Below are 26,391 nucleotides of genomic sequence, written 5' to 3'. Positions count from 1 at the left end.
AAGGAGCGCAACTTGGCAGGCAACCTGACCCGGGACGAGGCTCGTGAGCGCGCCCGGCTGTTGAAGGTCGAGTCGTACGAGGTCGCACTCGACCTGACGGAGGGAGACGAGCGCTTCGAGAGCGTCACGACGGTCCGCTTCGCCGGGACCCGTCCGGGCTCCTCCACCTTCATCGACCTGCACGGGGCCAACGTCCGCAAGGTCACCCTCAACGGCGAGGACCTCGACGTGTCGGCCTACGACGCCGAGAAGGGCCGCTTCCCGCTCCCCTCCCTCGCCGAGTCCAACGAGCTGATCGTGGACGCCGACTGCAGCTACATGCGCACCGGCGAGGGCCTGCACCGCTTCGTCGACCCCGTGGATCAGGGGGTCTACCTGCACAGCCAGTTCGAGACGGCCGACGCGCACCGCATGTACGCCTGCTTCGACCAGCCCGACCTCAAGGCCACGTTCCAGCTGACGGTGCTGGCGCCGGCCGGCTGGGAGGTCGTCTCCAACGCCGCCGCCTCCACCGTGACGGAGCTGCCCGAGCAGCCCGGCCGGCACGGCACCGTGCAGGCGGCCAGGCGGTGGGAGTTCCCGGCCACGCCGGTCATGTCGACCTACATCACCGCGCTGGTGGCCGGGCCGTACCACAAGGTGACCTCCGAGCACGACGGCATCCCGCTGGGCATCTACTGCCGGGCCTCGCTGGCCGAGCACCTCGACGCCGACAACATCCTGGAGGTCACCCGGCAGGGCTTCGACTTCTTCCACCGGGTGTTCGGCGTGCGCTACCCGTTCGGGAAGTACGACCAGCTCTTCGTGCCCGAGTTCAACGCCGGCGCGATGGAGAACGCGGGCTGCGTGACGTTCCTGGAGGACTACGTCTTCCGCTCCCGGGTCACCGACGCGGTGGTCGAGCGGCGCGCCGAGACGATCCTGCACGAGATGGCGCACATGTGGTTCGGCGACCTCGTCACCATGCGCTGGTGGGACGACCTGTGGCTGAACGAGTCGTTCGCCACCTACATGTCCGTGCTGGCCCAGGCCGAGGCCACGCGGTGGGGTAAGGGCGCGTGGACCACGTTCGCGAACGTGGAGAAGTCCTGGGCCTACCGCCAGGACCAGCTGCCCTCCACCCACCCCATCGCCGCCGACATCCCCGACATGCAGGCGGTCGAGGTCAACTTCGACGGCATCACGTACGCCAAGGGCGCCTCGGTGCTCAAGCAGCTCGTGGCCTACGTCGGCCTGGACAACTTCCTGGCCGGCGTGCGCGACTACTTCGCCGAGCACGCCTGGGGCAACACCGAGCTGAAGGACCTGCTCAACGCCCTGGAGCGGACCTCGGGCCGCGACCTGTCGTCCTGGTCGAAGGAGTGGCTGGAGACCTCCTGGGTCAACACGCTGCGCCCGGAGTTCGAGGTGTCCGGGGGCCGCTTCACCAGGTTCGAGGTGCTGCAGGAGGCGCCGGCCGACTACCCGACGCTGCGCTCGCACCGGGTCGCGATCGGCCTCTACTCGATGGCCGGCGGCAAGCTGACCCGGACCAAGCGGGTCGAGCTGGACGTGGTCGGCGCCCGTACGAACGTGGCCCAGCTCATCGGCGAGGAGCAGCCCGACCTGGTGCTGCTCAACGACGACGACCTGACCTACGCCAAGATCCGCCTCGACGAGGGATCGATGCGGACGCTGGTCGACGGCGGCATCGCCGCGTTCACCGAGTCGCTGCCGCGCGCCCTGTGCTGGTCGGCGGCCTGGGACATGACCCGTGACGGCGAGATGTCCACGCGCGACTACGTCAGGCTGGTCGTCTCCGGCGCCGGCACGGTCGCCGACATCACGGTCCTGCAGGCGGTGCTGCGGCAGGCGCGGATGGCCGTGCAGCAGTACGCCGACCCGGCCTGGCGGGCCGAGGGCCTGTCACTGCTGGCCACCGAGCTGCGCTCGCTGCTCGGCTCGGCCGCGCCCGGCTCCGACCAGCAGCTCGCCTTCCTGCAGGCGTTCGCTCCAGTGGCCACCTCGGAGGCGGACCTGGGCGTGCTGCGGGGCATCCTCGACGGCTCCGCGGTGCCCGAGGGGCTGACCGTGGACGCCGACCTGCGCTGGACGCTCGTGCACGCGCTGGTCTCCGGCGGCGTGCTGGCCGAGGCCGACATCGACGCCGAGCTGGAGCGCGACCCTACGGCGACGGGTGAGCGCTCGGCCGCGCAGTGCCGGGCCGCGATCCCGACGGCCGAGGCCAAGGCGGCGGCGTGGGAGCGGATCGTGGGCGGCAAGCTGGCCAACCACATCGCCCGCACCACGATCGGCGGCTTCCAGGAGCCGCACCACCCCGAGCTGCTGGCCCCCTACCGGGACAAGTACTTCGCCGAGGTGGGCCGCATCTACCAGGAGTGGACGTTCGACCAGGCCTCGACGTTCGCCGTGGGCTGCTTCCCCTCGCTGCTCATCGAGCCGGCGACGGTGCAGGCGGCGCACGACTTCCTGGCGACCGCGCAGCCGCCGCAGGCGCTGCGCCGGCTCATCCTGGAGGGCGCCGACGGCGTGAGCCGCGCCCTGCGCAACCAGGAGAAGGACGCCGCGTCCGCCTGACCCCCGCCTGACCTGCGCAGCCGGTGGACCCCCGGGTTCACCGGCTGCGCCGACTTGACACGGGCATCCGACGCGTGGTGTTAGCCTCGAACCGTGCTAGGCGCCGGGACCACCCTCAACGACCGCTACGTGCTCGGCGACCGCCTCGGCGGCGGCGGCATGGGCGAGGTGTGGCGTGCCGACGACACGGTCCTCGGGCGCACAGTGGCGGTCAAGGTGCTCATGCCCGCGCTCACCGAGGACCCGACGTTCGCCCAGCGCTTCCAGAACGAGGCCAGGGCGATGGCCTCGCTGCGCCATCCCGGCATCGTCGACGTCTACGACTACGGCATCTGCGAGGTCGACGGGCGCCAGGTGAGCTTCCTGGTCATGGAATACGTGCAGGGCGAGTCGCTCGACCGCGTGCTGCGGCGCGGCCCGCTCGGCACCGAGGTCACCATGCGGCTGGTCGCGGAGGTCGCCGACGCGCTGACCGCGGCGCACGCCCAGGGCATCGTGCACCGCGACGTCAAGCCGGCCAACCTCATGGTCCGGCCCGACGGCAAGGTGGTGCTCACCGACTTCGGCATCGCCCACTCTGTCTCGGCCGGTCATCTGACGGCCACGGGCACGATGTTGTGCTCGGCCGGCTACTGCGCTCCGGAGATGGCCACCGCCAGCGACGTGACGCCTGCGGTCGACATCTACGCCCTGGGCGTGGTGGCGTACGAGTGCCTGAGCGGGCATCTGCCGTTCCAGGGCGACACTCCCGTACAGATCATCTTCAAGCACCTCAACTCCCCCATCCCCCGCCTGCCCGACAGCGTGCCGCCCGGCCCGCGGCAGGTGGTGGCGCGGGCGCTGGAGAAGACGCCCGACGCGCGCTGGCAGACGGCCCCGCAGATGGGCGAGGCCGCGCGCAGGGCGCTGGCCACTCCTGGCGCGCTGCCCGCGCCGCACCGCCGGCGCACCATGCGGGCGGTGCTCACCATGGCCGCCGCGGTGGTCGTGTCCGCGGCCGTGGCCGGCTCGGTGTGGCTGCGGCCCGCCGAGCCGACGACCAACGTCGAGGTCAGCCCGCCCAGCGTCAGCGGCACCGCGACCGACCTCGTCCCGACTTCGCCGTCGGCGACGCGGAAGCAGTCCGCGCCGCCCACCAAGCGCGTGCCCACCCCGCGGGCCACCCGGGCCACGCGTGTGCCGAGCCCCACCGCGTCGGCCACCGCGACCCCGACGGCGACGACGCCGACGGCCACCCCGACCACCTCCGAGCCGGAGCCGTCGCAGGAGCCGACCACGCCGGGCCCGGAGGAGCCGACGTCCGAGCCCACGATCAGCAGGCCACCCGGTGAGATCCAGTGCATCCGCGCCCCGTGCCCGGGATAGCACCTATGGGTTTCATGTCCGTAATAGCCCGCTGATCGTGAGAAAGTCATCGCGTGGACTCGACTCGTGACCTGTTCATCGCCCTCGCCCGCCGCTACGCCTTCGCCGATCTCGGAGCGCTCGCGCCCGACGTGGAGATCGCGGAGGTGTGCGAGTTCGGGCACCGGCTGCTCTCGCTCGACGCCGAGGACTTCGCGGCCGAGGCCCGGGTGGTGCCCGCCGACCTGCGGCGCCGCGCCCGGGCCTGCCACATGCCGCAGACCCCGCGGGAGCAGCCGCGTGGCGCGCTGGAGTCGCTCCGTCCCGCGTACGGGCTGCTGCTGGAGGTGATCGCCGCACGGTGGCACCGGCGCGAGCTGAGCCCGATGATCGCCGCGGTGCACATCGCCAGCGAATACCTGCCGCTGCTGGCCTTCGAGCCGCAGCTCGGCCACGCCGGCGACCCCGCCAGGTGGCCGGCGGGACTGAGCGCGCCCGGGAGCAGGTTCGGCGTGATCGGCGACCGGGAGTGCGACCACACCAAGTCCGAGCAGTCGGCCACGAACCGGACACTGCGGGTGTCGCTGGAGCCGGCCGAGGGCTGGCGGGCGTACTTCGACCGGCAGCACAGCCAGGTCGCGGGCGCGGTGGGCGTGTGCGTGGCCACCTGCCGCAACCCGTGCACGGCCATGGACTGGATCGGTCCCGAGGCGCGGGCCGACCTGCAGGCGCGGGCGCGTACGGCGCTGGCCTTCGCCGAGACCCCGCTCGTACGCCTGCGCCACGCGGCCCCGGTGGGTCACGGCTTCGGGGTGCCGTCGCCGGAGGAGGTGCTCGACGCCTGGGAGCGCAGCCGGGCGGCGCTCGACAAGAACCCGATCGGCACGGCGGCGCTGAAGGACGACGGGTTCCCGCTGCCGGGGCTGCCCGCGCTGTTCTCGGCCGTCGCGGACGCGACCATCGAGCCGGCGACGCTGCTGGCCGGGGTCAGCGCGCACGTCGTGACCCTGCTGGAGCGGACCTAGCGACGAGCCGGGGTGGCCTGCTCGCCGAGCGCGCCGATCCCGTACAGCAGGCCGCCGATCAGGTCCCCCACGCTGAACGCGGTGGCCATCGACATCGCGGTCAGCCGGCACGTGGTGTCGCTCAGCCGCCGCCGGGCGCGCTCGCCGGTCACGATCTCCAGGCCTCGGCCCACAGGGTCCACGAAGATCACCACGGCGTCGTCGGACTCCTCGCCCAGGGCGGCGTGCAGGCGTTCGGCGAAGTGCCGCCGCCCGCCCACCGGCTCCCCGAGGAACAAGCCGAACCGCAGCCCGCTGCGGCGCTCGGCGGTGTGCAGCGCCTGCCGGAGGTCGTCGGCCTGCGCGGCGGTCAGTCCTCGCATCGTCACCTCACCATCCCGCGGAGGCGCCGCCGGCCCGCCGGCCCGGCTCCGCCGTCTCGGCCGCCGCCACCCAGTCGTGCTCGGGCACCTCCGCCCAGTGCGCCACCCGGTCGGCCAGCACCAGGCCGGACGTGCTCACCCCGCGCTCGCTCCTGAGAGGGCCGCCCAGCCACGTCGGGCCCGACTCGATCCGGCGTTGCGCGCCGCGCCCCGGCACCATGACGATCAGGCTGATCAGCACGAACAGCCCCATGGACACGCCGATGAGAAAGAGCAGAATCTCCGCTGCGCTGTTCACACCAAGACCGTAATCCTCGTGAGCGGGTCCGGCCAGACCCGTCCTGCGTGTCTTACCAGACCCGCGGGCGCCGGTCGCCCCAGAAACCGCCCCTTTCCGCCTCGATCTGTGCGGACAAAGAGATCAGCGTGCCCTCGCCGCCGACCCGGCCGGCCAGCATGACGCCGATGGGCAGGCCGTCCTCGCTCCAGTGCAGGGGGAGGTTCACGGCGGGCTGGCCGCTGATGTTGTAGATGGCGGGGAAGGCGGCGAAGTGCTTCATCCGCTCGAACGTCTGCTCGGGGTCGCCACCGTCCTCGAACCAGCCCACCGGCCTGGGCGGCTGGGTGACGGTCGGGGTGAGCACGGCGTCGTAGGCGTTCGTGAGCTCCAGGGCGCCCCGGGTGGCGAGCTGGAGCCGGGCCTGGGCCTGAAGGAAGTCGGGGGCGGGAGTGGCGAAGCCGCGCTCGCGCAGCCAGCGCGTGAGGGGCCTGAGCAGGTCGTGGTGCTCGTCGGCGACCGGGTGCATGCAGGCGAAGGAGAACCACATGGTGACGAACTCGGGCACGAGCTCCGCCCCGAACGGGCGGGGGATCTCGACGACGTCGTGACCGAGGTCGTCGAGCGTCTTGGCGGCCTCCTCGTACGCGGCCAGCACCTCGGGGTCGAGCTCCGTGCCCGGCACGACGGGAGCGGCGTAACGGGCGATGCGCAGCCTTCCGGGGTCGCGCCCCGCGCAGGCCAGGAACGTCCCGTCGTGCGGCGGCGCCAGGTAGAGGTCGCCCGGCGCGTTGTGGGCCATGACATCGAGCAGCGCCGCGGCGTCGGCCACCGTCCTGGCGATGGGGCCGTTGGTGGACAGGCCCGCCAGGTCGGGGATGATCGGGGCCCAGCTGATGCGGCCGCGCGTGGGCTTGATGCCGTACAGGCCGCAGACCGAGGCGGGGATGCGGATCGAGCCGGCGCCGTCGCTGCCCTGGGCGGCGGGCGCGAGCCCGGCGGCCACGGCGGCGGCCGCTCCCCCGCTGGAGCCGCCGGCCGACGTCCGCGGGTCCCATGGCGAGCGGGTGGGCGGCGAGACGGAGGTCTCGGTGTAGCAGGGCAGCCCGAACTCGGGTGTGGCGGTCTTGCCGAGCATGACCGTGCCCGCCTCGCGCAGCCGGGTCACGACCGTGTCGTCCACCGGAGCCACGAAGTCCCGGTAGGTGGCCGAGCCGAACATGATCGGCACGTCCTTCACCAGGTTAAGATCTTTCACCGGGATCGGCACTCCGGCGAGGGGACCGTCCGGGAGCTCGCGCTCCAGGCGGCGCGCCTGGTCGAGTGCCTTTTCACCGGTCACGGTCACGTAGGCGCCGACCTGCGGGTCGATGCGTTCGATCCGGTCGAGGTAGTGCCGGGTGAGCTCGACCGGTGAGATCTCCCGGGAGCGGACGGCCTGAGCCTGCTCGAGCGCGGAAAGCTCGTGAAGTTCTCGCACGTTCGGCACCCTAGGCTTCTCTAGAGAAGAACAGTAGACATACCCCGAAAACATGCGTGGAACACGATGAGCTGGGCCATAAAACTATGGACACGGCAACACTAGGAATCGAACAGAACCCCGGGCTACGGTGAGTTACGTGGACTCCGACAACCAGCGTGAAGACGGTCACAACGCGTCACCCATCTGGGTGAGCGAACGGCCAGAAAAGGATGAGACCGCCGCCGCGAAGCCTTCGGCGCCCACCACAACGTACGCGCCCGTCGAGCGCGCGTCCGTACGCGGCCTGCTCCAACAGCCGCGTTTCCGCCGCCTGCGCAACCGCGTGATCCTGGCGGTCCTCGTCGGCCTGGCGGTGGGCTTCCTGGTGCGCGACTGGCGGGTGGGCGTGTCCGCGGGCGTGATCGCGGCCGTCCTGGAGGCGGTCTACCGTGCGCGCTCGAGCTCGTCCGTGCCCGCGTGGCGGCGGACGTCCGTGGCGGAGCGCCGCACCGAGGCGCAACTGCGCAAACTTGAGCGCAGCGGCTACCGCACCCTGCACGCCAGGGCGATCCCGGGCAGCGAGGCCCAGATCGACCACCTCGTGGTGGGCCCGACCGGTGTGTACGCGGTCGACTCGGAGAAGTGGGACCGGCGCCTGCCCGTACGCGTGCAGATGGGCAAGAAGCTCTTCCACGGCCCCTTCGACATGAAGCCCCGCCTCACCGAGGCCAAGTGGGAGGCGTCGCGGGCCAGCGAGCTGATCAGTGAGTCGTTCGGCCGCGAGATCTCCGTCGTGCCCTCGCTGGCCATCTACGGCCCGCCGGTGCCCTGGAAGATCATGACGATTCGCGGTGTGGACGTCTACCAGGGCGACCGCGCCCGCCGGTGGATCACCAAGCGGGAGCGGGCGCTGACCGCCGCCGAGATCGACCGGATTCACGACATCGCCGCCCAGGTGCTGCCCGCCCGCTACGGCGAGGGCTGATCTCCTTCCCCTCTGGCCGCCAGTCTCGCGCCGAAGGCGTCGAGGTGGGCGGCCAGTTCCGTGCTCGGGGGGAGCCGGCGCGGCAGCCGCGAGTAGACCGCCGCCCCGAACCCCGCCTGCCGCACGATGTGGTCGATCAGCGCCTCCCGGTCGCGCGGCCACGGGAACGACGGCTGGGCGATCAGCAGGGAGACGCAGCCGTGCACGGCCGACCAGAGGCCGAGCGCCAGCGCCTCGGGGTCGCCTTCGAGCACCCGGGTCTCCACGCAGGCCGAGACGGCGTTCACCATGTGCCCGAAGGCCTGCGCGGCGGCCGGCGGAACCCCGGGGGCCGCTGAGGGGCGCATCATCAGCACCCGGTACTGCACCGGGTGGTCGAGGGCGAAGCGGGCGTAGGCGCGGGCGCACTTGCCCAGGGCGAGGAACGGGTCGCCGCCGAGGTTGTCGGTGAACAGCCGGCCCAGCTCGTCCCACACCCGCAGGCAGACCGCCTCGACGAGCTCCTCCTTGTCGGCGAAGTGCAGGTAGACCGAGGGCGTGGAGACGCCGGCCCGCAAGGCGACGGCGCGCAGCGTGAGCGCGTCCTCGCTGCCGGACTCGGCCAGCAGGTCCTCGGCCGCGCGCAGGATCTCCTCGCGGAGCAGCGCGCCCTCTCCGCGCCTGGCGCGTACGCGTCTGGTGGTCATGGTCTCAGGTTGACGCCGTCAAGTTAACGGTGTCAATCTGACCCTCTGAGGAGGGGAGATTTGCCGAAAATGGGGACTTTTCAGGAAGCGACAGCATTGACGGTGCTTCGCGAGGGCGAGTTCGGCGCCGTGCTGGACGCGCAGTGGAGCGTCGGGACCCGGCTGCACGGCGGCTACCTGCTGGCCGTGCTGGCCAGGGCCGCCTGCGAGAGCCCGGCCGGGGCCGGGCACCCGCACGTGACCGCCGTCAGCGGCTCGTTCATCGAGCCGCCCGAGCCGGGCGAGGCCGTCGCGCGGGTCGAGACGCTGCGGGTGGGCAGGAGCGTGGCCCAGGTGAGGGCCGCGCTCGTGCAGGAGGGCCGCACGCGCGTCGAGGCGCACATCACGCTGGGCCTGCTGGACGACTCGGACCCCTGGTGGTCGGCGCACGAGCCGGTACGCCTGCCACCCGAGCAGGACTGCTTCCTGGCCCCCGTGGACCCGCCGGGCGCGGGCATGCACGTGCCCCTGATGGCCGTGGTCGAAGAACGCATCGACCCCGAGCACCTGGCCTTCGCCTTCGGCGCCCCCTCCAGGCGGGGCGTGATCGCGAGCTGGCAGCGGCTGGCCGACGGCTCCGACTGGGACCCGCTGAGCCTGCTGGTGGCGCTCGACCCGGTGCCACCGGTCTCGTTCGACCTGGGGCTGTCGGGGTGGGTGCCGACGATCCAGCTCTCGGCGTACATCCGCCGGCTGCCCGCCCCCGGGCCGATCCGGGTGCGGCTGTCGGCCACGGACGTCGGCGGCGACCGGATGGACGAGGTGGCCCACATCTGGGACGACAAGGGCCGCCTGGTGGGTCAGGCGACCCAGCTCGCCGCCGTACGGCTGCCGGCCTAGCGGTAGATCTCCGGGATCGAGTCGCACCACGGGAAGAACTCCGACCGGGTGGCCCGGGTGATGTTGCCGCACGCCCCGACCTGGGTGGGCCGCTCGGCGCCCTTGGCGCGCAGGATCAGCACGGCCTTGTCCAGCGGGTACTGCCGGGGCGAGGCCGCGCCGAAGTCCAGCGCGCCGGTGGCGCCCTCGATGGCGTGGCCGCTCTGGTCGGGGGTGTGCAGGGTGCCGAGCTGGCGCCAGACGGTGTAGGAGTTCACCGGGACGCGGTGCCGCTCCTTCCCGAGCCGCCGGATCGCGGTGATCATCGTCTCGGTGGCGTCGTACGACAGGGCGGCGTGCCCGTCCAGCGTCCGGCCGGGCCCCGGCTCCTCGCACTCGAAGGGGAAGGTGGCGAACAGGTCGGTGTAGAAGTCGTGCCGCTGCGGCTCGCCACACCTGTTGGGGGCGGCGGCGAACGACTCGTAGTAGTAGCCGATGCCGGTGACGGCCGACCGGACGCGTACGTCGGCGACGTACCTGGTGACGTCGTCGCCCCCGAGGATGGTCGGCGGTGAGCCCGCGCACTTGTCGGCCACCCCCTTCACGAACTCGGCGAAGTCGGGGATGCCGCGCCCGGCGAAGTACACCAGCCCGTCGAATCCGCAGGCCGACACGCCCGCGTCCCGCGGCTCGCCCGCGTAGGCGTCCTCGCTCCTGTCCGCCGCGCCCGGCTTGGCCGACCCGACCGGCGTGAAGCGGTGGCCCTCGGCCGCGAACCCGCGCTCCTTCAGCCGGGCCAGGACCCGGGCCCTGAGGTTGGCGGCGTAGTAGTCGGTCTCGTCGTGCGAGTAGTAGACGCGGGCCCGCCGCTTGATCTCGCCCTCGCGGACCAGCGAGTCGGCGAAGGCCGCGGCCATCCACGCCTGCCGGGAGTTCTGCGGCGCCACCTGGAAGTAGAACGGCGAGTCGCTGACCAGCCGATCGGCCGACAGCGTGGAGGCCACCATCGGTAACCCGGCCTTGCCCAGCTCCTGGATGGCCGCGACGGTCTCCTGGCGGCTCTGGTCCAGGCCCACCACGCCCACGATGGGCGCCTCGTCGTCGCGGTAGCGCAGCAGCAGCCGCGCGATGCGCGAGCCGTGCTGCATCCGGCCGCCCGCGTTGGCCAGCAGGATGCGTACGAGCGGCTCGCTGGGGCCCGCCGCGCCGTTCTGCCGCTTCTGGGCGATCGCGACACCCGCCAGGCCCTCGCGGGCGGCCGCCAGCGTGTCACGGTCGGAGGAGGTCAGCGCGGCCAGGTAGACGATCGTCACGTACGGCCGGTCGCCGCCCTCGTGCAGGCGGGCGGCCCGCTCGTTCTCCTGCCGCAGGACGGCCTGGACCCGCTCCATCTCGGCGTTGCCCGGCGCGAACAGGTAGTCGGGCTCGGCCACGCCGACGCACTCGGTGCCGGCCAGCTGCCTGCCGCTCTCCGCCCAGGGCGTCCACAGGCCGGTGGCGCAGGCGTTGCGGTGCCAGGCGGCGGTCTGGCCCGCGTACGCGCCCACAGCGCCCGCCAGGGCCATCCAGAACAGCGCGATCGCGGTCCACGACGACCACCAGGGCGCCACGCGGGCGGGCGGCACCCAGGTGGGGTCCGCGACGTCGTACCGGGCGAGGTCGGCCGGCCGGGCCGGCGCGCGGATGTCCAGCGGGGTCCGCAGCACCTGCCGCCAGGCCGCGGGGCCGTCGGCGGTGACCAGCTCCCTGCGCCAGCGGACGAGCATCCACAGCGGCTCCTCGTCGTCCTCCAGCAGGACCGTGTCGGGCGTGTACGAGACCACCACGACCGGGTCGAACCTGTCGACGTCCGCCCGCCGTTCCTCGATCAGCTCCACCAGGGCGCCGCCGTGCTCGTTGAGCAGCAGGAGCGGGTAGAACACGTGACCGGCGCCCCGGACGTGCAGGGGCGAGCGCTCGTACTGCCTGGCGAGATCGTCCATGAACGCCCTCAGCAGCAGCCGGGAGACGCGGTCCTCGTCGGCCGGGTCCAGGTCCGCGAGCAGGGCCGGCACGCCCGGCGCCGAACGGTCGTCCCGCGACAGCGCCCGCCGCAGCCAGCGGAAGCGCCCGCCCAGTCCCGGGACCCGCCCGCCGAGCCGCAGGTCGTGCAGGAACCCGGGTAACAGCCGCAGCAGCAGGTTGACCGGAAAAGGGACGTGCTCCGCGCCCGCGCCCGCCGTGTCCACCCCCCAGCCCCAGGTGCGGTCCGCCTCGCGCAGGACGCGGCGGGCGTGCTCCTCCCGGCCGTGGGTCTCCTCGAGCTGCTCGACGAGCAGCGCGACCAGCCGGTATCGCGGGAAGCGCAACCGGTTGCTGCGCAGCGCGGACACGATCCGGGAGAGCATCTTCGGCACCGGCTCGCCCGGCTGGATGTCCGGGTTGGCGCGCGGGATCCCCGGCGAGATGACGTGGGTGGCGGTTCTGTCCTTCCCCGGCTCCTGCGCCGTCTTCTGCGCCGTTTTCTGCGCCGTCTTCTGGGGCGCCAGCACCGCCGGCCAGTCGCCCGCCTCGCTGAGCTGGACGAGCGGGATCCCCCTCCGGCCGGTGTGCTGGCCGTCGTCCGTCCCCCTGCGCCACGAGGCCAGCAGGGGCCGTCTGGCGACGTGTGGAGAGTCCTGGACCCCCTCGCCCTTGGCCGGTCTGCGGCACAGGCGGTCTATCGTGTGAATGAAGTTGCCGACCCGGGCGGAGTCGTCCAGCATGGCTGCCCCGTGGCTCATCTGATCTCTCTAACACGAGTTCGAGCGCCGTCGGCTTCGATTCCGGCACGATCCGGTAACCAAGCGTCCGATCTGTGGACAGGCGTCTCAGTCACCGGGCGGTGGCCGTAACATGTGAAGACTCGCTAGCGATGGGAGATGCCCAATGCCCGCCCTCAGGTCACGTACAGTCACCCACGGCAGGAATATGGCCGGTGCCCGGGCCCTGCTCCGGGCGACCGGCGTAGCCGGGAGCGATTTCGGCAAGCCCATCATCGCGGTGGCCAACAGCTTCACCCAGTTCGTGCCGGGCCATGTGCACCTGCAGGACGTCGGCAAGGTGGTGTCCGACGCGATCCGGGAGGCGGGGGCCATCCCCCGCGAGTTCAACACGATCGCGGTCGACGACGGCATCGCGATGGGCCATGGCGGGATGCTCTACTCCCTGCCGTCGCGCGAGCTGATCGCCGACGCCGTCGAGTACATGGTGGAGGCCCACTGCGCCGACGCGATGATCTGCGTGTCCAACTGTGACAAGATCACGCCGGGCATGCTGCTCGCCGCGTTCCGGCTGAACATCCCGACGGTCTTCGTCTCAGGCGGCCCCATGGAGGCCGGCAAGACGCCGGGCAAGAAGCTCGACCTGATCGACCCGATGATCGCCTCCGCCGACGACTCCGTCTCCGACGCCGAGCTGCTGGAGATGGAGGAGAGCGCCTGCCCGACCTGCGGCTCCTGCTCGGGCATGTTCACCGCCAACTCGATGAACTGCCTGGCCGAGGCCATCGGCCTGGCGCTGCCCGGCAACGGCACGATCCTGGCCACGCACCGGTCCCGCAAGCAGCTGTTCGAGGACGCCGGCCGCCAGCTCGTGGAGATCACCCGCCGCTACTACGAGGACGGCGACGAGTCGGTGCTGCCGCGCTCGATCGCCACCCGCGAGGCGTTCGAGAACGCGATGACGCTCGACGTGGCGATGGGCGGCTCCACCAACACGATCCTGCACATCCTGGCCGCCGCCCGCGAGGCGAAGGTGGACTTCGGGCTCAAGGAGATCAACGAGATCTCGCTGCGGGTGCCGTGCCTGTGCAAGGTCGCGCCGGCCACGAACAAATACCACGTCGAGGACGTCCACCGCGCCGGTGGCATCCCCGCCATCCTGGGCGAGCTCGACCGGGCCGGGCTGCTCCACCGCGACCTGCCCACCGTCAACGGCGGCACGCTGGGCGACCTGCTGGCCGGCTGGGACGTGCGCTCGCCGTCGGTGAAGCCCGAGGCCGTGGAGCTGTGGCACGCGGCGCCCGGCAACGTGCGCACGGTCAAGCCCTACTCCCAGGACAACCGCTGGGACACCCTCGACCTCGACCGCGAGGCGGGCTGCATCCGCGACCTGGAGCACGCCTACACCGTGGACGGCGGCCTGGCCGTCCTCTACGGCAACATCTCGCGCGACGGCGCCGTGGTGAAGACGGCCGGGGTGGACGAGTCGATCTGGACGTTCAGCGGGCCCGCGGTGGTGTTCGAGTCGCAGGAGCAGGCGGTCGAGGGGATCCTCGGCGGCAAGGTCAAGGCCGGCGACGTGGTCGTCATCCGCTACGAGGGCCCCAAGGGGGGGCCCGGCATGCAGGAGATGCTCTACCCGACGTCCTTCCTGAAGGGCAAGGGCCTGGGCAAGGTCTGCGCGCTCATCACCGACGGGCGCTTCTCCGGCGGCACGTCCGGGCTGTCGATCGGGCACGCCTCGCCGGAGGCGGCCGAGGGCGGCACGATCGCGCTGGTCGAGGACGGCGACATCATCGACATCGACATCCCCAACCGGGCGATGGAGCTGCGGGTGCCCGAGGCCGAGCTGGCCGCGCGGCGCGAGCGGCTGCTGGCCGAGCTGGGCGGATACCGGCCGCGTGACCGCAACCGGCCGGTGAGCGTGGCGCTGCAGGCGTACGCGGCGATGACGACGTCCGCCTCGACGGGCGCCTCGCGCGACCTGTCACAGCTCTCGCGATAACCCTGATGCCTGTGCGGCGGAAGCCATATCCGCCGCACAGGTTTTCGAAAAATGTCGGTGGTCATCCCTATTCTTGGGGTATGACGACAGTCGTGAAGCACGATACTCGCCCGCTGACGACCGCCGAGATCGCCGCACTCGCCCTCTCCCTCGCTCACCTCGGAGCGGGCCCCCAGGCCGTCACCGCCAGGCGCGGCCTGCAACACGCATTCGAGCACCTGGAGCTCGACGACGACGTCATCGCCACCACGCTCGCGACCCTCACCGAGCCGCTGCCCACCGACGTGGCCTCCCGGGCCAGGCTCATGGCCGACGCCATCACCAGCCGTCTCAACATCCGCCTGCACTACCGCGACGCCTCCGGCACGATCACCGCGCGCGACGTCGAGCCGGTGACGTGCCTGGTGCACCGCGAATACTGGTATCTGGTCGGCGTGTGCAGGATGCGCCGGGCGATCAGGGCGTTCCGGTTCGACCGGATCATCGCGGTCGAGCCCACGCTCACGCCGTCCCGGCCGCACCTGGCCGACCGGTTCCTGCCGTTCCAGCGCCGCAAGCGGCGCGCCATCACGGCCGCGTAAAACTGGCCGTCCGTTGACCTGACGGGCCCCGGCCTTTGGGGTGGCGGCTGGCAGGCTCCCGCACATGCGCGTACGGGAGTCCTCGCTCTTCGCCGCCCTGCTGGTCGTCCTGCTCGTCGTGGGCCCCGGCTGTACGGCGCCGCCGGGCGCGGTGCCCCTTCCGACTCCCGTGTCGCTGACGCCGGAGACCGCCGGCGCAAGCGAGCTGCCCCCGGCCGAACGACGGGCGCTCGACCGGGCACTGGCCCGCTACCTGCGCGACCGTCCCGGGCGGGCCGCCCTGGCCGTCTACGACCGCACGACCGGGGCCAGGTACGCCTTCCGCGAGCGCACGCCGTTCCTGCTGGCCAGCGTGGCCAAGGTGGACATCCTGCTGGCGTTCCTTCTCGGCAAGCGGGGCGAGCGGCTCAGCGGCTACGAGCGCGCGCTGGCCTCACGGATGATCCGCTACAGCGACAACGACTGCGCGCACGAGCTCTACCTGACGATCGGCGGCCGGGCCGGGCTGGACCGGGCGCTGCACCGGCTGGACGTGCGGCACACGCGGCCCGGCTCGGGCCTGTACTGGGGATGGACCCGCAGCAGGCCGTCCGACCAGGTCAAGGTGCTGGAGCGGCTCACCGACCCCGGAGGGCCGCTGCCGGCCCGCAGCCGGCGCTACGCCCTCGAACTCATGTCGTCGGTGGAGCCGTCACAGGCGTGGGGGGTCAGCGCGGCCGCCGCGGAGGAGGGTGCGGTGGCGCTCAAGAACGGCTGGCTGCCCACCGAGGTCCACGACGGGCTGTGGACGGTCAACAGCGTGGGCCGGCTCCGCGTACGCGGGCACGACCTGCTGATGGCCGTGCTGTCGGAGCGCAGCCCGGACATGGAGAGCGGCATCGACACCGTCGAGCGGCTGGCCAGGCTGACGGTGCGCGCGCTGACCCGGCCGGCGACGCCACCGGCCCCCTGGGCCACCGCCGAGGTCTAGGACGAGCAGCACCCGCCGCCGCAGCAGCCGCCGCTCGCCTTGGGGGCGGCCGCGCCGCCCGTCATGGAGACCGTGGACAGCAGCTTGACCGTGTCGTCGTGGCCGTCGGGGCAGGTCGCCGGGGCGTCGGAGGCCGACATGGGGCGGGAGACCTCGAACGTGGAGCCGCAGGCGCGGCAGCGGAAGTCGTAACGCGGCATGGGCCAAGGGTAACCGCAGCGGAGCGCGGAAGTCCCTACGGGGCGTAGGTGACGTGGGCGAAGTCGGACACGGGCTCGTAGCCGATCGCCTGGTAGATGGCGTTGCTGGTCGGGTTGCCCAGGTCGGTGAAGAGCACCACCTCCGTGCACCGCTCCGCCAGGCCGGTCCGGCTGGCGAAGGCCGTGACGGCGGCACCGTAGCCGCGCCGCCGGCACGAGGGCGGCGTGTACACCGGGCCGATGCGGCAGACCCCGCCCGCCGCGGGCGAGAGGGCGGCGAGCGACACCGGCGCCCCGCCCTCCTCCCACACGAACAGCTCACGGGCGGCCAGCCGCTGCGCGACCCGCTCGGCCACGTCGTCGGCCTCGCCCATGCCGACCTCGTCGCCGAACGCGTGGTACCAGCTCACCAGCAGCGGGAAGTCACCGGGAACGGCGAGCCTGCCCCGGCCCGGGACGTCGGGGACGGTGAGCGTGCCGAGGCGGTAGAGCCGCTCCGACACCAGCCGCGCGGGCGCGCCCAGCAGCCGCGTGGCCTCGGCCGTCACCTCGACCGGCCCCACGAACATGGACAGCTCGCCCTTCAGCGCCTCAACCAGCGGCGCGACCGCCTCGACGGGCACGGCGAAGAGCCCGGCGGGATGGGGCGGCGTATGGAACACCGCCCCGCGAACCTCGCCATCCACCGTCCACCAGCCGAAGAGGGGGCTCTTCACGGGCATGCCCGCCCGCAGGTTGGCCAGGATCGTCAGCGGAACGGTGTTGCGCACCGGGTCGCCGAGCAGGAACGGCTCGGCGACCGCGGCGTACTCCTCGACATCTGAGGTGAGGGTCCACATGCCTGCACATGGTGTCAGGCAGCGGCCCCCTGCTCAATGCGCTTTTCTCAGGCCGCGGCCTCGAGGTAGGGCGCCCATTGCGGGTCACCGACGAGCGAGGCGCCGATGAGCCGCCAGTGGGCGCCCCGTGGCACCGCAGGGCTGACGCGAAGCGTCCACCCCAGCTCCTCCAGGTATTTGTCGGCCTTGCGGTGGTTGCAGGTGGTGCACGAGGCGACGCAGTTTTCCCAGGTGTGCGTGCCCCCTCTGGACCGGGGGATGACGTGGTCGATGGTCTCGGCCTTCTGCCCGCAGTAGGCGCAACGGTAGTCGTCGCGCCGCATGAGGGCGGCCCTGGTCAGCGGGATGCGGGACCGGTAGGGGATGCGGACATATCTGCGAAGCCTGATCACCGAGGGGACATCGAGCGTGCGGCTCGCGGAGCGCAGCACGGCGCCCCTTCCGTCGCGGTGCACGACGTCGGCCTTCTCCCGCAGCACGAGCACGATGGCGCGGTGCAGCGAGAGGGTGGTCAGTGGCTCGTAGGTTGCGTTGAGCAGCAGGACTTGGCGCATCATCGGGCCTCTCCCTGCTGCGCGGGTATCAAAGGGGACATGCCGCGGCATGTCCCAGCTGTCGGCCCCTCCTGGGGCACTAGTGCTTCCGTCACGTGGACCTCCGCCGGACGGCCCAGCGGATGGTCACCACGGCACCGTCCTGTCACCAAGTTTGGCGTTTGCACCGTGGTCCCCGCCACCCCAAAAACCTCCTGCCGGAATGACCAGAGGGACGCACGGTACGTTTTATGCCCGCTCTACCAGCGCTTTACGCATGCCCGTTGGCAGTAGGGTTCCTGCATGACAGGAGAGCCGTACCCGACCGCACGCCGCGAAGACATCGTCGACATCCTGCACGAAACGCCTGTGCCCGACCCCTACAGGTGGCTCGAGGACCCGGACAGCCCCGAGACCAAGGGATGGCTGCTCGCACAGGCGGAGTTGTTCGGCAGCGAGCGCGGGCCGCAGCGGTTCAAGAGCCGCATCGCGGAGCTGCTCAGGTCCGGGTCCGTGGGTGCCCCGGCCTGGCGCGGTGAGCGCTACTTCTTCTCGCGTCGCACTCCCGACCAGGAGCACGCCGTCTACTACGTGGTCGAGCCCGACGGCACCGAGCGGGCCCTCATCGACCCGATGGCGATCGACCCGTCCGGCCTGACCACGCTCGACACGGTGCAGCCGGACAAGGAGGGGCGCCTGCTGGCGTACCAGATCTCGGTGGGTGGCGACGAGGAGTCGGTCCTCTACGTCATCGACGTCGCCACGGGCGCGCGGGTCGAGGGGCCGATCGACCGGTGCCGCTACTCCCCGATCGCGTGGCTGCCGGGCGGGGAGGCGTTCTACTACGTACGCCGGCTGCCGAGCACCGAGGTGCCGGAGAACGAGACCCAGTTCCACCGCCGCGTCTACCTGCACCGCGTCGGCACCTCCACCGAGGACGACGTGATGATCTTCGGCGAGGGCCTGAAGATGACCAACTACTACGGCGTCTCGGTCTCGCGCGACGGCCACTGGCTGCAGGTGTCCGCCAACGAGGGCACCGCCCCGCGCAACGACCTCTGGGTGGCCGACCTGACCACGTCCCCGGCCGAGCGTCCCGACCTGCGGGTCGTGCAGGAGGGCGTGGACGCGCAGTCCGGGCTGGTGTTCGGCCGCGACGGCCGGCTCTACGTGCACACCGACCGCGACGCGCCCCGCGCCCGGGTGTGCGTCACCGACCCGGCCGACCCGTCGTTCGAGACCTGGCGCGACCTGATCCCCGAGGACCCGGAGGCGGTGCTGTCCGACTTCGCCATCCTCGACGACCTGGAGCGCCCGGTCATGCTGGTGGGCTGGACGCGCCACGCGATCAGCGAGATCACCATTCACGACCTGGAGACCGGCGAGCGGCTCGGCGAGGTGCCCACACCGGGGCTCGGCACGATCGGCGGCATCGCGGAGCGCCCCGAGGGCGGTCACGAGGCGTGGTTCGGCTACACCGACAACACCACGCCGCCCACCATCCAGCGCTACGACGCCAGGACCGGCGAGACCACGCTCTGGGCCGCCTCCCCCGGCGCGGTCGAGGTGCCCGAAGTGCGCACCGAGCAGGTCGTCTACCGGTCCAAGGACGGCACGGACGTCCGCATGCTGATCATCTCCCCGGTCGGCGAGGCGCAGGGGCCGCGGCCCACGATCCTGTACGGCTACGGCGGCTTCGGCCTGTCCATGACCCCCGGCTACTCGGCGTCCATCCTGACCTGGGTGGAGGCGGGCGGCGTCTACGCCATCGCCAACCTGCGGGGCGGCGGCGAGGAGGGCGAGGACTGGCACCGCGCGGGGATGCTGGCCAACAAGCAGAACGTGTTCGACGACTTCCACGCGGCAGCCGAACACCTGATCGCCACCGGCGTGACCACGCCCGCCCAGCTCGGCATCTCCGGCGGCTCCAACGGCGGCCTGCTGGTGGGCGCCGCGCTGACACAGCGCCCCGAGCTGTACGCCGCCGTGGTCTGCTCCGCGCCGCTGCTCGACATGATCAGGTACGAGAAGTTCGGCCTCGGTGCCACCTGGAACGTCGAATACGGCTCGGCCGACGACCCCGAGCAGTTCGGCTGGCTGCTGGGCTACTCTCCCTACCACCACGTCCAGGAGTCGGTGCCGTACCCGGCGACGCTCTTCACCGTCTTCCAGTCCGACACACGCGTGCACCCGCTGCACGCGTGGAAGATGTGCGCGGCGCTGCAGCACGCCTCCACCGGCGAGCGGCCGGTGCTGCTGCGCAACGAGGCCGAGGTCGGGCACGGCGCGCGCTCGGTCAGCAGGTCGGTGGACCTGTCGGCCGACACGCTGACGTTCCTCGCCCGGCACACCGGCCTATAGTCTCGACGGCATGAGCACGCTGGGGCTGGCCATGGTCGAGGCCACCCCCAGCGCTGCGCTGCGGCCCTACGTGACCAGGCTGTGCGCCTACCGCGAGCACTACTCCGCGCCGGTGACCCGGTCGGAGGCGGCGATGCCGGGAGCCGTGCTCATCCTCGCCTTCGGCACGCCGATGGAGGCGGGCGGACGGCGGATGACCGCGTTCGGCGGGGGGCTCGGCGACCGCTTCACCGTCACCCGCACGGACGGGCCGGCGGAGGGCGTGGAGGTCTTCCTGACGCCGTTCGGGGCCAGGCGGCTCTACGGGATGCCGATGCGGCACCTGACGAACCAGGTGCTGCCGGTCGGAGATCTCCTCGGGCCGTGGTCGGAGCTGATCGTGGAGCGGCTGGCCGCGACACCGTCGTGGCGGGACCGGCTGGCGCTGGCCGACCGACTGCTGTGCGAGCGCATCGCGGCGGGGCCGTCGCTGGGGCCTGAGGTGCCGTGGGCCTGGGCGCGGCTGCTGGAGTCGGGCGGCAGGCTCGGCGTGTCGTCGCTGGCCGAGTCGCTGGGCTGGAGCCATCGCCATCTCGTCGGCCGCTTCCAGGACCAGATCGGGCTGCCGCCGAAGACGGCGGCCCGGGTCATCCGGTTCGGGCGCGCCCTGCGCCTGCTGCGGTCGGGCGCGGCCCTGGCCGAGGTGGCGGCCGAATGCGGCTTCTACGACCAGGCCCACATGAACCGTGAGTTCCGGGCGCTGGGCGACACCACGCCAGGTCAGATTTGTCCAAGACCCGGCGTCACCGGCGCGGCATCCTGGGCCTCATGACACGAACCGTGTACGCACTCGCCCGATACCAGGATTGTCAGGCCGCGATCGACTTCCTGACCAGCGCGTTCGGGTTCCGGGTGCACGAAACGTCCAAGAACGACGAGGGTGTGGTCAACCACGCCGAGCTGGCCGTCGGCGACGACCTCATCATGATCGGCCAGGGAAGGCCCGGTGGGCCGGGCATCTACGTCGCGGTCGAGGACGTCGACGCCCACCATGCCCACGCCAGGGCGGCGGGGGCGTCGATCATCATGGAGCTGGTGGACCAGCCGTACGGGTCCCGCGAGTACGGCTGCACGGACCCGGAGGGCAATCCTTGGTATTTCGGGACTTGTCGGCCATGAGCTCATCGGCGGGCGGGTACCCGTACGTGGGGCCCGCCTCGCCGGCCGGCGCCGGGGGGCTTCCCGGGCAGGTGATCCGGTCGGCGGAGGAGCTGGCCGGGTGGCTCGCGGGACGGCCGCCGGAGCCGTTCACGTTCGTGGTGGACCTGGACGGGACGCTGCGGCTGGCGGCGCGCCGGAGCGAGCACGTGGCGTGCGCCGGCGGCCGGCCGGTGCTGAGCGCCGGCGAGATCGCCTTCGAGCGGTCCGCCGCCGGCTGGAACGTCGCCTGACGCGGGAAGCCGCCGGCGGCCGGCCGAGGACAGCTAGCGGGGGAAGATGATCGTCTTGTGACCGTCGAGCAGCACCCGCTGCTCGGCATGCCACTTGACCGCCCTGGCCAGCGCCACGCACTCCACGTCGCGCCCCATCGCCACGAGGTCCTCCGGGGAGTGGCTGTGGTTGACCCGGGCCACCTCCTGCTCGATGATCGGCCCCTCGTCCAGGTCGGCGGTGACGTAGTGGGCCGTCGCGCCGATGAGCTTGACGCCGCGGTTGTGGGCCTGGTGGTAGGGCTTGGCGCCCTTGAACGACGGCAGGAACGAGTGGTGGATGTTGATGGCCCGGCCCGCCAGCTTCTCGCAGAGGTCCTCCGAGAGCACCTGCATGTAGCGGGCCAGCACCACCAGGTCCACCTGGTAGTGCTCCACCAGCGCCAGCACCTCGGCCTCCTGCCTCGCCTTGGTCTCCGGCGTGACCGGCAGGTGGTGGTAGTCGATCCCGTTCGACTGGGTGAGCGGCCGCAGGTCGGGGTGGTTGGAGACGACCGCGACGATCTCGATGTCCAGTGCCTTGGAACGTACGCGGTAGAGCAGGTCGTTCAGGCAGTGGTCGAACTTGCTCACCATGATCAGCACTCGCGGCTTCCTGGCCACGTCGCTCAGCTTGAACTCCATGCCGAACTCGGGCGCGAGCGCGGCGAAGGCGGTGTTGAGCTCGTCTTCGCCCAGTGGCCCCGAGAACTGCACGCGCATGAAGAAGCGCTGCTCCACCCTGTCGCCGAACTGCTGGCTCTCGATGATGTTGCACCCGTGCCCGGCGAGCAGGCCGGAGACGGCGGCCACCACACCGGGCCGGTCGGGACAGGACAGCGTCAGGATGTATTCGGCGGGGCTGGTCATGCCTTCACTCTCGCGGACGTGGGCTGCGGGGCGCCGGATGGCTGATCTGGGCAGAGTACCGGTCGGCGGCCATGGTCGAGGGTACCCGCCGCGACGGGTCTTCCACTGCCGCACCCGGGATCGTGTCCATCATTCAACCGATCTTGGGTAGTAATCCGGCATTGCGCGTGAAACGGATGGGTGTCGGGGGTGGCGGCACGGGGGAACGGCTGTCTCTTGTAGGTGAGTCCAGCAGGCCCAGCCACAGCCGGGTGGGGCGGGAGGGAGCGCGTGTCCTTGGACGCCGTCGTACTGATCGTGCTCGCCTGCCTGTTCGCCGTGGTATCCGGGATCAACGACGGGGGCGCCCTCCTCGCGACCGGGCTCAAGCTGCCCACCATCCGCCCGGTGACCGGGATCGTCACGCTCGTCGTGCTGGTGGCGGCCGTACCGCTGGTCACGCATCAGGTGGCGTTGACGTTCGTGACCCGGCTGGCCTCGTTCGACGAGCCGGGTGGCCAGATCGCGATGACGATCGCGGTCGTCGCGTCGCTCGCCGTGGTGGCGGTGCTCAGCGCGAAGGGCCGCCCGACCAGCCTCACCCTGGCCATCGTGGGCGGCCTCACAGGTGCGGGGCTGGGCTGGGGACTGGCGGTCTCGCCTGGGTCGGTGGCGCTGGTGCTGGCGTTCGGGCTGGCGGCGCCGTTCGCCGGGGGGCTGGTGGCGTGGGTGCTCATCCGGGTGCTGGTGGCCACGACCACCGCCCGGGCGTTGCGGCGCTGGCACTGGGCGGGGTTCCTGCTCCAGACCCTCGCGTACGCGGCCAACGACGCGCAGAAGATGCTGGCCGTGTTCATGATCGCGGTCGGCTTCTCCGGGGCGCCGGTGGCGTACACGGTGCTGGTCGCCGTGCTGTTCGGGGTGGGCACCCTGTACGGGCTGCCCAAGGCGGGCCGTACGCTGAGCCGCGAGATCATCGTCTCCCGGCCCGCGCACGGGGTAACGGCGGAGCTGGCCGCGGGCACGGCCGTGATGGCGTGCGCGGTGGCGGGCATGCCGGTGAGCATGACTCAGGCCATCGCCGGCGGGCTCATCGGGGCCGGGGTGGCGCAAGGGGGCGGACGGGTCCGCTGGTACGCCGCGGGCAAGATTGTCGCGGCCTGGTTGCTGACGCTTCCCGTGAGCGGGCTGCTGGGGTGGGGGCTCGCGCTGCTGGTGAAGGGTTTCGCGAGTGTGAGGCTGTCATGAAAGGGGTGGTCGGGTCGTGAAGCGGCTGCGGCGGATCCGGGATCTCATGACCGGTCGTATGGACAGCGCGCTCTCGGAGGCCCTGCTCGGGCAGCTGGAGGCCACCAAGGAAGGCGCGTGGCTGGCCATGGCCATGATCGGCGGCGAGGTCGGCAGGACGGGGGCGCACGAGCAGATGCGCTCGATCGAGCACCTCGGGGACGAGGAACGGGCCCGCCTCATCGACGAGCTCAAGACCGCCCTCGTCACGCCCATCGACCGGGAGGACCTCTTCCGGCTCTCCAGGTCGATCGACGACGTCCTTGACTCCCTCCGGGACTTCGTCCGCGAGTCCCACCTCTACCGGGTGCCCGACCAGATCCGCTTCACCCCGCTGCTCGACCAGGTCATCGTCGGCATCGACGCCCTGGAGAGCGCCGTTCGCAACCTCGCCTCCAGCTCTTCGGTGGTGTCCCAGGACGCCCTTGAGGCGAAGAAGGCGGGCGGGGCCATCCGGCGGATGTACCAGTACGAGATCTCGCGGATCTTCTCCGGTGAGCTCACGGCGGAGGCGATGAAGGAGCGGGAGCTGGTGCGGCGCCTGGAGATCGTCGGCGTGGCCATCGGCGAGGCGGCGGACGCCATCGCCGACGGCGCGATGAAGCGATGAGGCCGTGGGGTCCTTCGGTCAGTGGGTGGTGGGGAAGGCGTTGATGCCGGTGAGCTCGGCTGACAGGGACCAGAGGCGGGCGGCCTGGTGTGGGTCGATCGCGTGGGCGCGGACGCCGCCGAGCGAGTCCGGGTCGGTGGAGAGCTCGGCGATGTCGCAGTCGTCGCAGTAGACCCCGCCCATCCCCTCCAACTGCGGTGACGTCGCCGCCCACACCATGGTGGCAGCCCCCTGCTCGGGCGTCTTGAAGCTCGTCTCCAGCGGGTTGCCCTCCTCGTCGATCCAGCCGGCCGCGATCATCTCCTCCTTCGGGAGGTGGCGCTGCAGCGGCGTGAGGATGCCCCCGGGGTGCAGGGAGAACGCGCGCACTCCCAGGTCGCGGGCCAGGGCGTCGAGGTGCACGGCGAACAGCACGTTCGCGGTCTTCGACTGCCCGTAGGCGAGCCACTTGTCGTAGCCGCGCTCGAACTGCACGTCGTCCCAGCGGATGCCGGAGCGGCGGTGCGCGCCGGACGAGACGGCCACCACCCGGCCCTGGCCGCGCGCGATGGCCGGCCAGAGGAGGTTGACCAGCGCGTAGTGCCCGAGGTGGTTGGTGGCGAACTGCGCCTCCCAGCCGGGCCCGACCCGCGTCTCCGGGCAGGCCATGATGCCCGCGCTGTTGATGACGATCTCGGCGCTGCGTCCGGTGGCGAGGAAGCGCTCGGCGAACCCGCGTACGCTGTCGAGGTCGCCGAGGTCGAGCTCGTCCACCTCGACCCCGTCGATGCCCCGCACCGCCTCACCGGCGGTCTCGATGCGGCGGGCGGGGACCACGACGTGGGCCCCGGCACGGGTCAGCGCACGCGTGGCCTCCAGGCCGATGCCCGAATAGCCGCCGGTGACGATCGCCAGCTTCCCGGACAGATCGATCCCGTGGAGCACGTCGTCCGCGGTGCTCCGGGCGTCGAAGCCCGATCCGATCTTGTGTTGTGGCGTGGTCATGACTCCACGTTACGAATTAGAGCGCGCTCCAGGTCAAGCGCCCCCTGCGCCGGGCCGCAGGCCGACGGCCGGAGCGAGGTCGGTGAGCTGGGCGACGGCGTCGGCGAGGTCGGGGGCTTCCGGGGAGAGGGGCTGGATGACGACGTGGTCGGCGCCGGCGTCGAGGTGGTCGCGGACGCGCTGGGCGACGGTGTCGACGCTGCCCCAGGCCACGATGGCGTCCGTCAGGCGGTCGCTGCCGCCGTCGGCGAAGTCGTCGTCGGTGAAGCCGAGCGTGCGCAGGTTGTTGAGGTAGTTGGGCAAGGTCAGGTAGACGGACATGTGGGTGCGGGCGATCGCGCGGGCGCGGGCCGGGTCGGACTCCAGCACGACCGCCTGCTCCGGGATGAGGAGCCGGTCGCGGCCGAGGATCTCGCGGGCCTGGGCGGTGTGCTCCGGCGGCACGAAGTAGCTGTGGGCGCCGTCGGCCTTGTCTCGCGACAGCTCCAGCATCTTGGGCCGCAGCGCGGCCAGGAGCCGCGGGCACTCGGCCTTGGGGAGGATCTGCTTGGCCTCGTCCATGGCGTCGAGGTAGGTGCGCATCGCGGTCAGCGGCTTGGTGTAGTCGTGGCCCCGGGTGTTGACCAGGGGGCTGTGGCTGACGCCGATGCCCAGCAGGAAGCGCCCCGGGAAGGCGTCGGCCAGCGTGACCCCGGCCCCCGCCATGGCCATGGCGTCCCTGGCCCACAGGCTGGCGATGCCGGTGCCGAAGACGACGCGCTCGGTGGCCGCCAGCAGGACGGCGGCGCTCGTGAACGGCTCCTTGCTCGCCCAGCCCTCGTTGACCCAGATGGAGCCGTAGCCCAGCGCCTCGATCCTGGCCGCCGCCCGCCGCCCCTCCTCGGCGGGAGCCTGTCCGATCATGGGATGCCACACTCCGACGCGCCCGAGGTCCACGGCCGCTCCCTCCGAGTAGAATGTTCGATCGAGATGGAACACTATCCTAATGTTCGATCGCCGTCGAACAGGACACGCAACCTCAGCCACACCTCGCCGCTCGAGGTCTCGCTCCAGGCCGCCCTCGACGCGGTCGGCGACCCGATCCGCCGCCGCATCCTGCGCGAGCTGGCCGGCGTCCCCGACTGGGCGCGCGCCTGCGGCACGTTCAACCACCTGCCGGTGGCCAAGTCCACGCTGAGTCACCACTTCGCCGTCCTGCGCAATGTAGGCCTGCTGGAGCAGCGTGACGAGGGGACTCGCCGACTCAACCGGCTACGGCGCGAGGAGTTCGACGGTCGTTTCCCCGGGCTGCTGGCGCTGGTCCTCGGCGAGGGGGAAGCCGTTCCTCCCGAGGCGTAGCGGCGCTCGTTTTGGAGTGATCTTCCTGGCCTTGGTTGCCCACCTCACCATGGGCGCGTTGCAATGTGA

26 protein-coding genes are annotated in these 26,391 nt (G+C 71.7%); 15 read left to right on the top strand and 11 right to left on the bottom strand.

What is annotated here, in order from left to right; all coding sequences use genetic code 11:
* The first annotated feature begins 12 nt into the window (after positions 1 to 12).
* The 3 genes from pepN (at position 13) to AB0J69_RS36965 (ending at position 4,946) form a co-directional block, all read left to right on the top strand.
* Positions 13 to 2,577, top strand: coding sequence for an aminopeptidase N (gene pepN / locus AB0J69_RS36975; RefSeq protein ID WP_364127329.1), 2,565 nt, complete (start codon positions 13 to 15; stop codon positions 2,575 to 2,577).
* Positions 2,578 to 2,670: 93 nt separating this feature from the next.
* Positions 2,671 to 3,942, top strand: coding sequence for a protein kinase (locus tag AB0J69_RS36970; RefSeq protein WP_364127327.1), 1,272 nt, complete (start codon positions 2,671 to 2,673; stop codon positions 3,940 to 3,942).
* Between the two features lie 53 nt (positions 3,943 to 3,995).
* Complete coding sequence (locus AB0J69_RS36965) at positions 3,996 to 4,946, top strand: hypothetical protein (protein WP_364127325.1); 951 nt, start codon at positions 3,996 to 3,998, stop codon at positions 4,944 to 4,946.
* Here AB0J69_RS36965 and AB0J69_RS36960 read toward each other — a convergent pair.
* Genes AB0J69_RS36960 through AB0J69_RS36950 form a run of 3 tightly spaced genes read right to left on the bottom strand, consistent with a single transcriptional unit; the run spans position 4,943 to position 7,065 of the window.
* The gene (locus AB0J69_RS36960) at positions 4,943 to 5,308 is read right to left on the bottom strand and encodes a DUF5130 family protein (protein ID WP_364127323.1); all 366 of its coding nucleotides are present in this window, start codon (positions 5,306 to 5,308) and stop codon (positions 4,943 to 4,945) included. The genes AB0J69_RS36965 and AB0J69_RS36960 overlap by 4 nt on opposite strands.
* A gap of 7 nt (positions 5,309 to 5,315) precedes the next feature.
* The gene (locus AB0J69_RS36955; protein WP_364127321.1) at positions 5,316 to 5,606 is read right to left on the bottom strand and encodes a hypothetical protein; all 291 of its coding nucleotides are present in this window, start codon (positions 5,604 to 5,606) and stop codon (positions 5,316 to 5,318) included.
* Between the two features lie 52 nt (positions 5,607 to 5,658).
* The gene (locus AB0J69_RS36950; protein WP_364127318.1) at positions 5,659 to 7,065 is read right to left on the bottom strand and encodes an amidase; all 1,407 of its coding nucleotides are present in this window, start codon (positions 7,063 to 7,065) and stop codon (positions 5,659 to 5,661) included.
* A 139-nt stretch (positions 7,066 to 7,204) separates the two neighbouring features.
* On the opposite strand from AB0J69_RS36950, the gene AB0J69_RS36945 reads away from it, so the two are divergent.
* Positions 7,205 to 8,032: a nuclease-related domain-containing protein gene (locus AB0J69_RS36945; protein ID WP_364127315.1), complete on the top strand. Its 828-nt coding sequence runs from the start codon at positions 7,205 to 7,207 to the stop codon at positions 8,030 to 8,032.
* Here the strand turns inward: AB0J69_RS36945 and AB0J69_RS36940 are convergent.
* Positions 8,017 to 8,718, bottom strand: coding sequence for a TetR/AcrR family transcriptional regulator (locus AB0J69_RS36940; protein WP_364127312.1), 702 nt, complete (start codon positions 8,716 to 8,718; stop codon positions 8,017 to 8,019). The two genes, AB0J69_RS36945 and AB0J69_RS36940, sit on opposite strands and share 16 nt — an antisense overlap.
* Positions 8,719 to 8,820: 102 nt before the next feature.
* Between AB0J69_RS36940 and AB0J69_RS36935 the strand changes: the two genes are divergently transcribed.
* Positions 8,821 to 9,597, top strand: a complete 777-nt coding sequence (locus AB0J69_RS36935; protein WP_364127396.1) for a thioesterase family protein — start codon at positions 8,821 to 8,823, stop codon at positions 9,595 to 9,597.
* Here the strand turns inward: AB0J69_RS36935 and AB0J69_RS36930 are convergent.
* Positions 9,594 to 12,338: an ABC transporter substrate-binding protein gene (locus tag AB0J69_RS36930; protein WP_364127310.1), complete on the bottom strand. Its 2,745-nt coding sequence runs from the start codon at positions 12,336 to 12,338 to the stop codon at positions 9,594 to 9,596. The two genes, AB0J69_RS36935 and AB0J69_RS36930, sit on opposite strands and share 4 nt — an antisense overlap.
* Positions 12,339 to 12,483: 145 nt before the next feature.
* Between AB0J69_RS36930 and ilvD the strand changes: the two genes are divergently transcribed.
* The 3 genes from ilvD to AB0J69_RS36915 all read left to right on the top strand — a co-directional run bounded on the left by ilvD (position 12,484) and on the right by AB0J69_RS36915 (position 15,873).
* Positions 12,484 to 14,322, top strand: coding sequence for a dihydroxy-acid dehydratase (gene ilvD / locus AB0J69_RS36925; protein ID WP_364127307.1), 1,839 nt, complete (start codon positions 12,484 to 12,486; stop codon positions 14,320 to 14,322).
* Between the two features lie 80 nt (positions 14,323 to 14,402).
* Entirely contained in the window at positions 14,403 to 14,903 is a 501-nt protein-coding gene (locus tag AB0J69_RS36920) for a WYL domain-containing protein (protein WP_364127305.1), read from the top strand.
* Positions 14,904 to 14,967: 64 nt separating this feature from the next.
* The gene (locus AB0J69_RS36915) at positions 14,968 to 15,873 is read left to right on the top strand and encodes a serine hydrolase (RefSeq protein WP_364127302.1); all 906 of its coding nucleotides are present in this window, start codon (positions 14,968 to 14,970) and stop codon (positions 15,871 to 15,873) included.
* Here AB0J69_RS36915 and AB0J69_RS36910 read toward each other — a convergent pair.
* Genes AB0J69_RS36910 through AB0J69_RS36900 form a run of 3 tightly spaced genes read right to left on the bottom strand, consistent with a single transcriptional unit; the run spans position 15,870 to position 17,466 of the window.
* Positions 15,870 to 16,073, bottom strand: a complete 204-nt coding sequence (locus AB0J69_RS36910) for a zinc ribbon domain-containing protein (protein WP_364127299.1) — start codon at positions 16,071 to 16,073, stop codon at positions 15,870 to 15,872. The two genes, AB0J69_RS36915 and AB0J69_RS36910, sit on opposite strands and share 4 nt — an antisense overlap.
* Before the next feature lie 35 nt (positions 16,074 to 16,108).
* Positions 16,109 to 16,912 carry a GNAT family N-acetyltransferase gene (locus AB0J69_RS36905; protein ID WP_364127297.1) on the bottom strand — a complete coding sequence of 268 codons (804 nt, stop codon included), beginning with the start codon at positions 16,910 to 16,912 and terminating at the stop codon, positions 16,109 to 16,111.
* A 47-nt stretch (positions 16,913 to 16,959) separates the two neighbouring features.
* Positions 16,960 to 17,466 carry an HNH endonuclease gene (locus AB0J69_RS36900; protein WP_364127394.1) on the bottom strand — a complete coding sequence of 169 codons (507 nt, stop codon included), beginning with the start codon at positions 17,464 to 17,466 and terminating at the stop codon, positions 16,960 to 16,962.
* A gap of 282 nt (positions 17,467 to 17,748) precedes the next feature.
* Between AB0J69_RS36900 and AB0J69_RS36895 the strand changes: the two genes are divergently transcribed.
* From AB0J69_RS36895 to AB0J69_RS36880, 4 genes are read left to right on the top strand one after another with little or no spacing between them, the layout of a single operon-like run.
* Entirely contained in the window at positions 17,749 to 19,806 is a 2,058-nt protein-coding gene (locus AB0J69_RS36895; RefSeq protein WP_364127294.1) for a prolyl oligopeptidase family serine peptidase, read from the top strand.
* A gap of 10 nt (positions 19,807 to 19,816) precedes the next feature.
* A complete protein-coding gene (locus AB0J69_RS36890) occupies positions 19,817 to 20,617 on the top strand; it encodes an AraC family transcriptional regulator (protein ID WP_364127291.1) in 801 nt (266 codons plus the stop codon).
* On the top strand, positions 20,614 to 20,964 hold the full coding sequence (locus tag AB0J69_RS36885) for a VOC family protein (RefSeq protein WP_364127289.1): 351 nt from the start codon (positions 20,614 to 20,616) through the stop codon (positions 20,962 to 20,964). Before AB0J69_RS36890 ends, AB0J69_RS36885 begins: the two co-directional genes overlap by 4 nt.
* Positions 20,961 to 21,236 carry a hypothetical protein gene (locus AB0J69_RS36880; protein ID WP_364127287.1) on the top strand — a complete coding sequence of 92 codons (276 nt, stop codon included), beginning with the start codon at positions 20,961 to 20,963 and terminating at the stop codon, positions 21,234 to 21,236. Before AB0J69_RS36885 ends, AB0J69_RS36880 begins: the two co-directional genes overlap by 4 nt.
* Before the next feature lie 33 nt (positions 21,237 to 21,269).
* On the opposite strand, the gene purU is transcribed toward AB0J69_RS36880, so the two are convergent.
* Positions 21,270 to 22,124 (bottom strand): formyltetrahydrofolate deformylase, encoded by an 855-nt coding sequence (gene purU, locus AB0J69_RS36875; protein ID WP_364127285.1) that lies wholly within the window; start codon positions 22,122 to 22,124, stop codon positions 21,270 to 21,272.
* Positions 22,125 to 22,394: 270 nt separating this feature from the next.
* Between purU and AB0J69_RS36870 the strand changes: the two genes are divergently transcribed.
* Positions 22,395 to 23,351: an inorganic phosphate transporter gene (locus tag AB0J69_RS36870; protein WP_364127283.1), complete on the top strand. Its 957-nt coding sequence runs from the start codon at positions 22,395 to 22,397 to the stop codon at positions 23,349 to 23,351.
* A gap of 46 nt (positions 23,352 to 23,397) precedes the next feature.
* On the top strand, positions 23,398 to 24,000 hold the full coding sequence (locus AB0J69_RS36865; protein ID WP_364127280.1) for a DUF47 family protein: 603 nt from the start codon (positions 23,398 to 23,400) through the stop codon (positions 23,998 to 24,000).
* Between the two features lie 18 nt (positions 24,001 to 24,018).
* Here AB0J69_RS36865 and AB0J69_RS36860 read toward each other — a convergent pair whose 3' ends face one another.
* Both AB0J69_RS36860 and AB0J69_RS36855 read right to left on the bottom strand, forming a co-directional pair.
* Positions 24,019 to 24,984: an SDR family NAD(P)-dependent oxidoreductase gene (locus AB0J69_RS36860; RefSeq protein ID WP_364127277.1), complete on the bottom strand. Its 966-nt coding sequence runs from the start codon at positions 24,982 to 24,984 to the stop codon at positions 24,019 to 24,021.
* Between the two features lie 33 nt (positions 24,985 to 25,017).
* The gene (locus AB0J69_RS36855) at positions 25,018 to 25,920 is read right to left on the bottom strand and encodes an LLM class F420-dependent oxidoreductase (protein ID WP_364127274.1); all 903 of its coding nucleotides are present in this window, start codon (positions 25,918 to 25,920) and stop codon (positions 25,018 to 25,020) included.
* Between the two features lie 33 nt (positions 25,921 to 25,953).
* Between AB0J69_RS36855 and AB0J69_RS36850 the strand changes: the two genes are divergently transcribed.
* The gene (locus tag AB0J69_RS36850; protein WP_364127272.1) at positions 25,954 to 26,322 is read left to right on the top strand and encodes an ArsR family transcriptional regulator; all 369 of its coding nucleotides are present in this window, start codon (positions 25,954 to 25,956) and stop codon (positions 26,320 to 26,322) included.
* Positions 26,323 to 26,391 lie beyond the last annotated feature (69 nt).

Origin of the sequence: Nonomuraea sp. NPDC049709 (assembly GCF_040674815.1) — a bacterium.
GTDB lineage: Bacteria > Actinomycetota > Actinomycetes > Streptosporangiales > Streptosporangiaceae > Nonomuraea.
Note: the sequence above shows the minus strand (reverse complement) of the source record. Positions and strands in the feature narration are given on the sequence as shown.

Bases quoted from the DNA above. Each gene is read 5' to 3' on its own strand.
- AB0J69_RS36960 (WP_364127323.1), bottom strand. From the start codon at position 5,308: ATGCGAGGACTGACCGCCGCGCAGGCCGACGACCTCCGGCAGGCGCTG.
- AB0J69_RS36940 (WP_364127312.1), bottom strand. From the start codon at position 8,718: ATGACCACCAGACGCGTACGCGCCAGGCGCGGAGAGGGCGCGCTGCTC.
- AB0J69_RS36930 (WP_364127310.1), bottom strand. From the start codon at position 12,338: ATGAGCCACGGGGCAGCCATGCTGGACGACTCCGCCCGGGTCGGCAAC.
- ilvD (WP_364127307.1), top strand. From the start codon at position 12,484: ATGCCCGCCCTCAGGTCACGTACAGTCACCCACGGCAGGAATATGGCC.
- AB0J69_RS36920 (WP_364127305.1), top strand. From the start codon at position 14,403: ATGACGACAGTCGTGAAGCACGATACTCGCCCGCTGACGACCGCCGAG.
- AB0J69_RS36915 (WP_364127302.1), top strand. From the start codon at position 14,968: ATGCGCGTACGGGAGTCCTCGCTCTTCGCCGCCCTGCTGGTCGTCCTG.
- AB0J69_RS36910 (WP_364127299.1), bottom strand. From the start codon at position 16,073: ATGCCGCGTTACGACTTCCGCTGCCGCGCCTGCGGCTCCACGTTCGAG.
- AB0J69_RS36905 (WP_364127297.1), bottom strand. From the start codon at position 16,912: ATGTGGACCCTCACCTCAGATGTCGAGGAGTACGCCGCGGTCGCCGAG.
- AB0J69_RS36900 (WP_364127394.1), bottom strand. From the start codon at position 17,466: ATGCGCCAAGTCCTGCTGCTCAACGCAACCTACGAGCCACTGACCACC.
- AB0J69_RS36895 (WP_364127294.1), top strand. From the start codon at position 17,749: ATGACAGGAGAGCCGTACCCGACCGCACGCCGCGAAGACATCGTCGAC.
- AB0J69_RS36890 (WP_364127291.1), top strand. From the start codon at position 19,817: ATGAGCACGCTGGGGCTGGCCATGGTCGAGGCCACCCCCAGCGCTGCG.
- AB0J69_RS36885 (WP_364127289.1), top strand. From the start codon at position 20,614: ATGACACGAACCGTGTACGCACTCGCCCGATACCAGGATTGTCAGGCC.
- AB0J69_RS36880 (WP_364127287.1), top strand. From the start codon at position 20,961: ATGAGCTCATCGGCGGGCGGGTACCCGTACGTGGGGCCCGCCTCGCCG.
- purU (WP_364127285.1), bottom strand. From the start codon at position 22,124: ATGACCAGCCCCGCCGAATACATCCTGACGCTGTCCTGTCCCGACCGG.
- AB0J69_RS36865 (WP_364127280.1), top strand. From the start codon at position 23,398: ATGACCGGTCGTATGGACAGCGCGCTCTCGGAGGCCCTGCTCGGGCAG.
- AB0J69_RS36860 (WP_364127277.1), bottom strand. From the start codon at position 24,984: ATGACCACGCCACAACACAAGATCGGATCGGGCTTCGACGCCCGGAGC.
- AB0J69_RS36850 (WP_364127272.1), top strand. From the start codon at position 25,954: ATGGAACACTATCCTAATGTTCGATCGCCGTCGAACAGGACACGCAAC.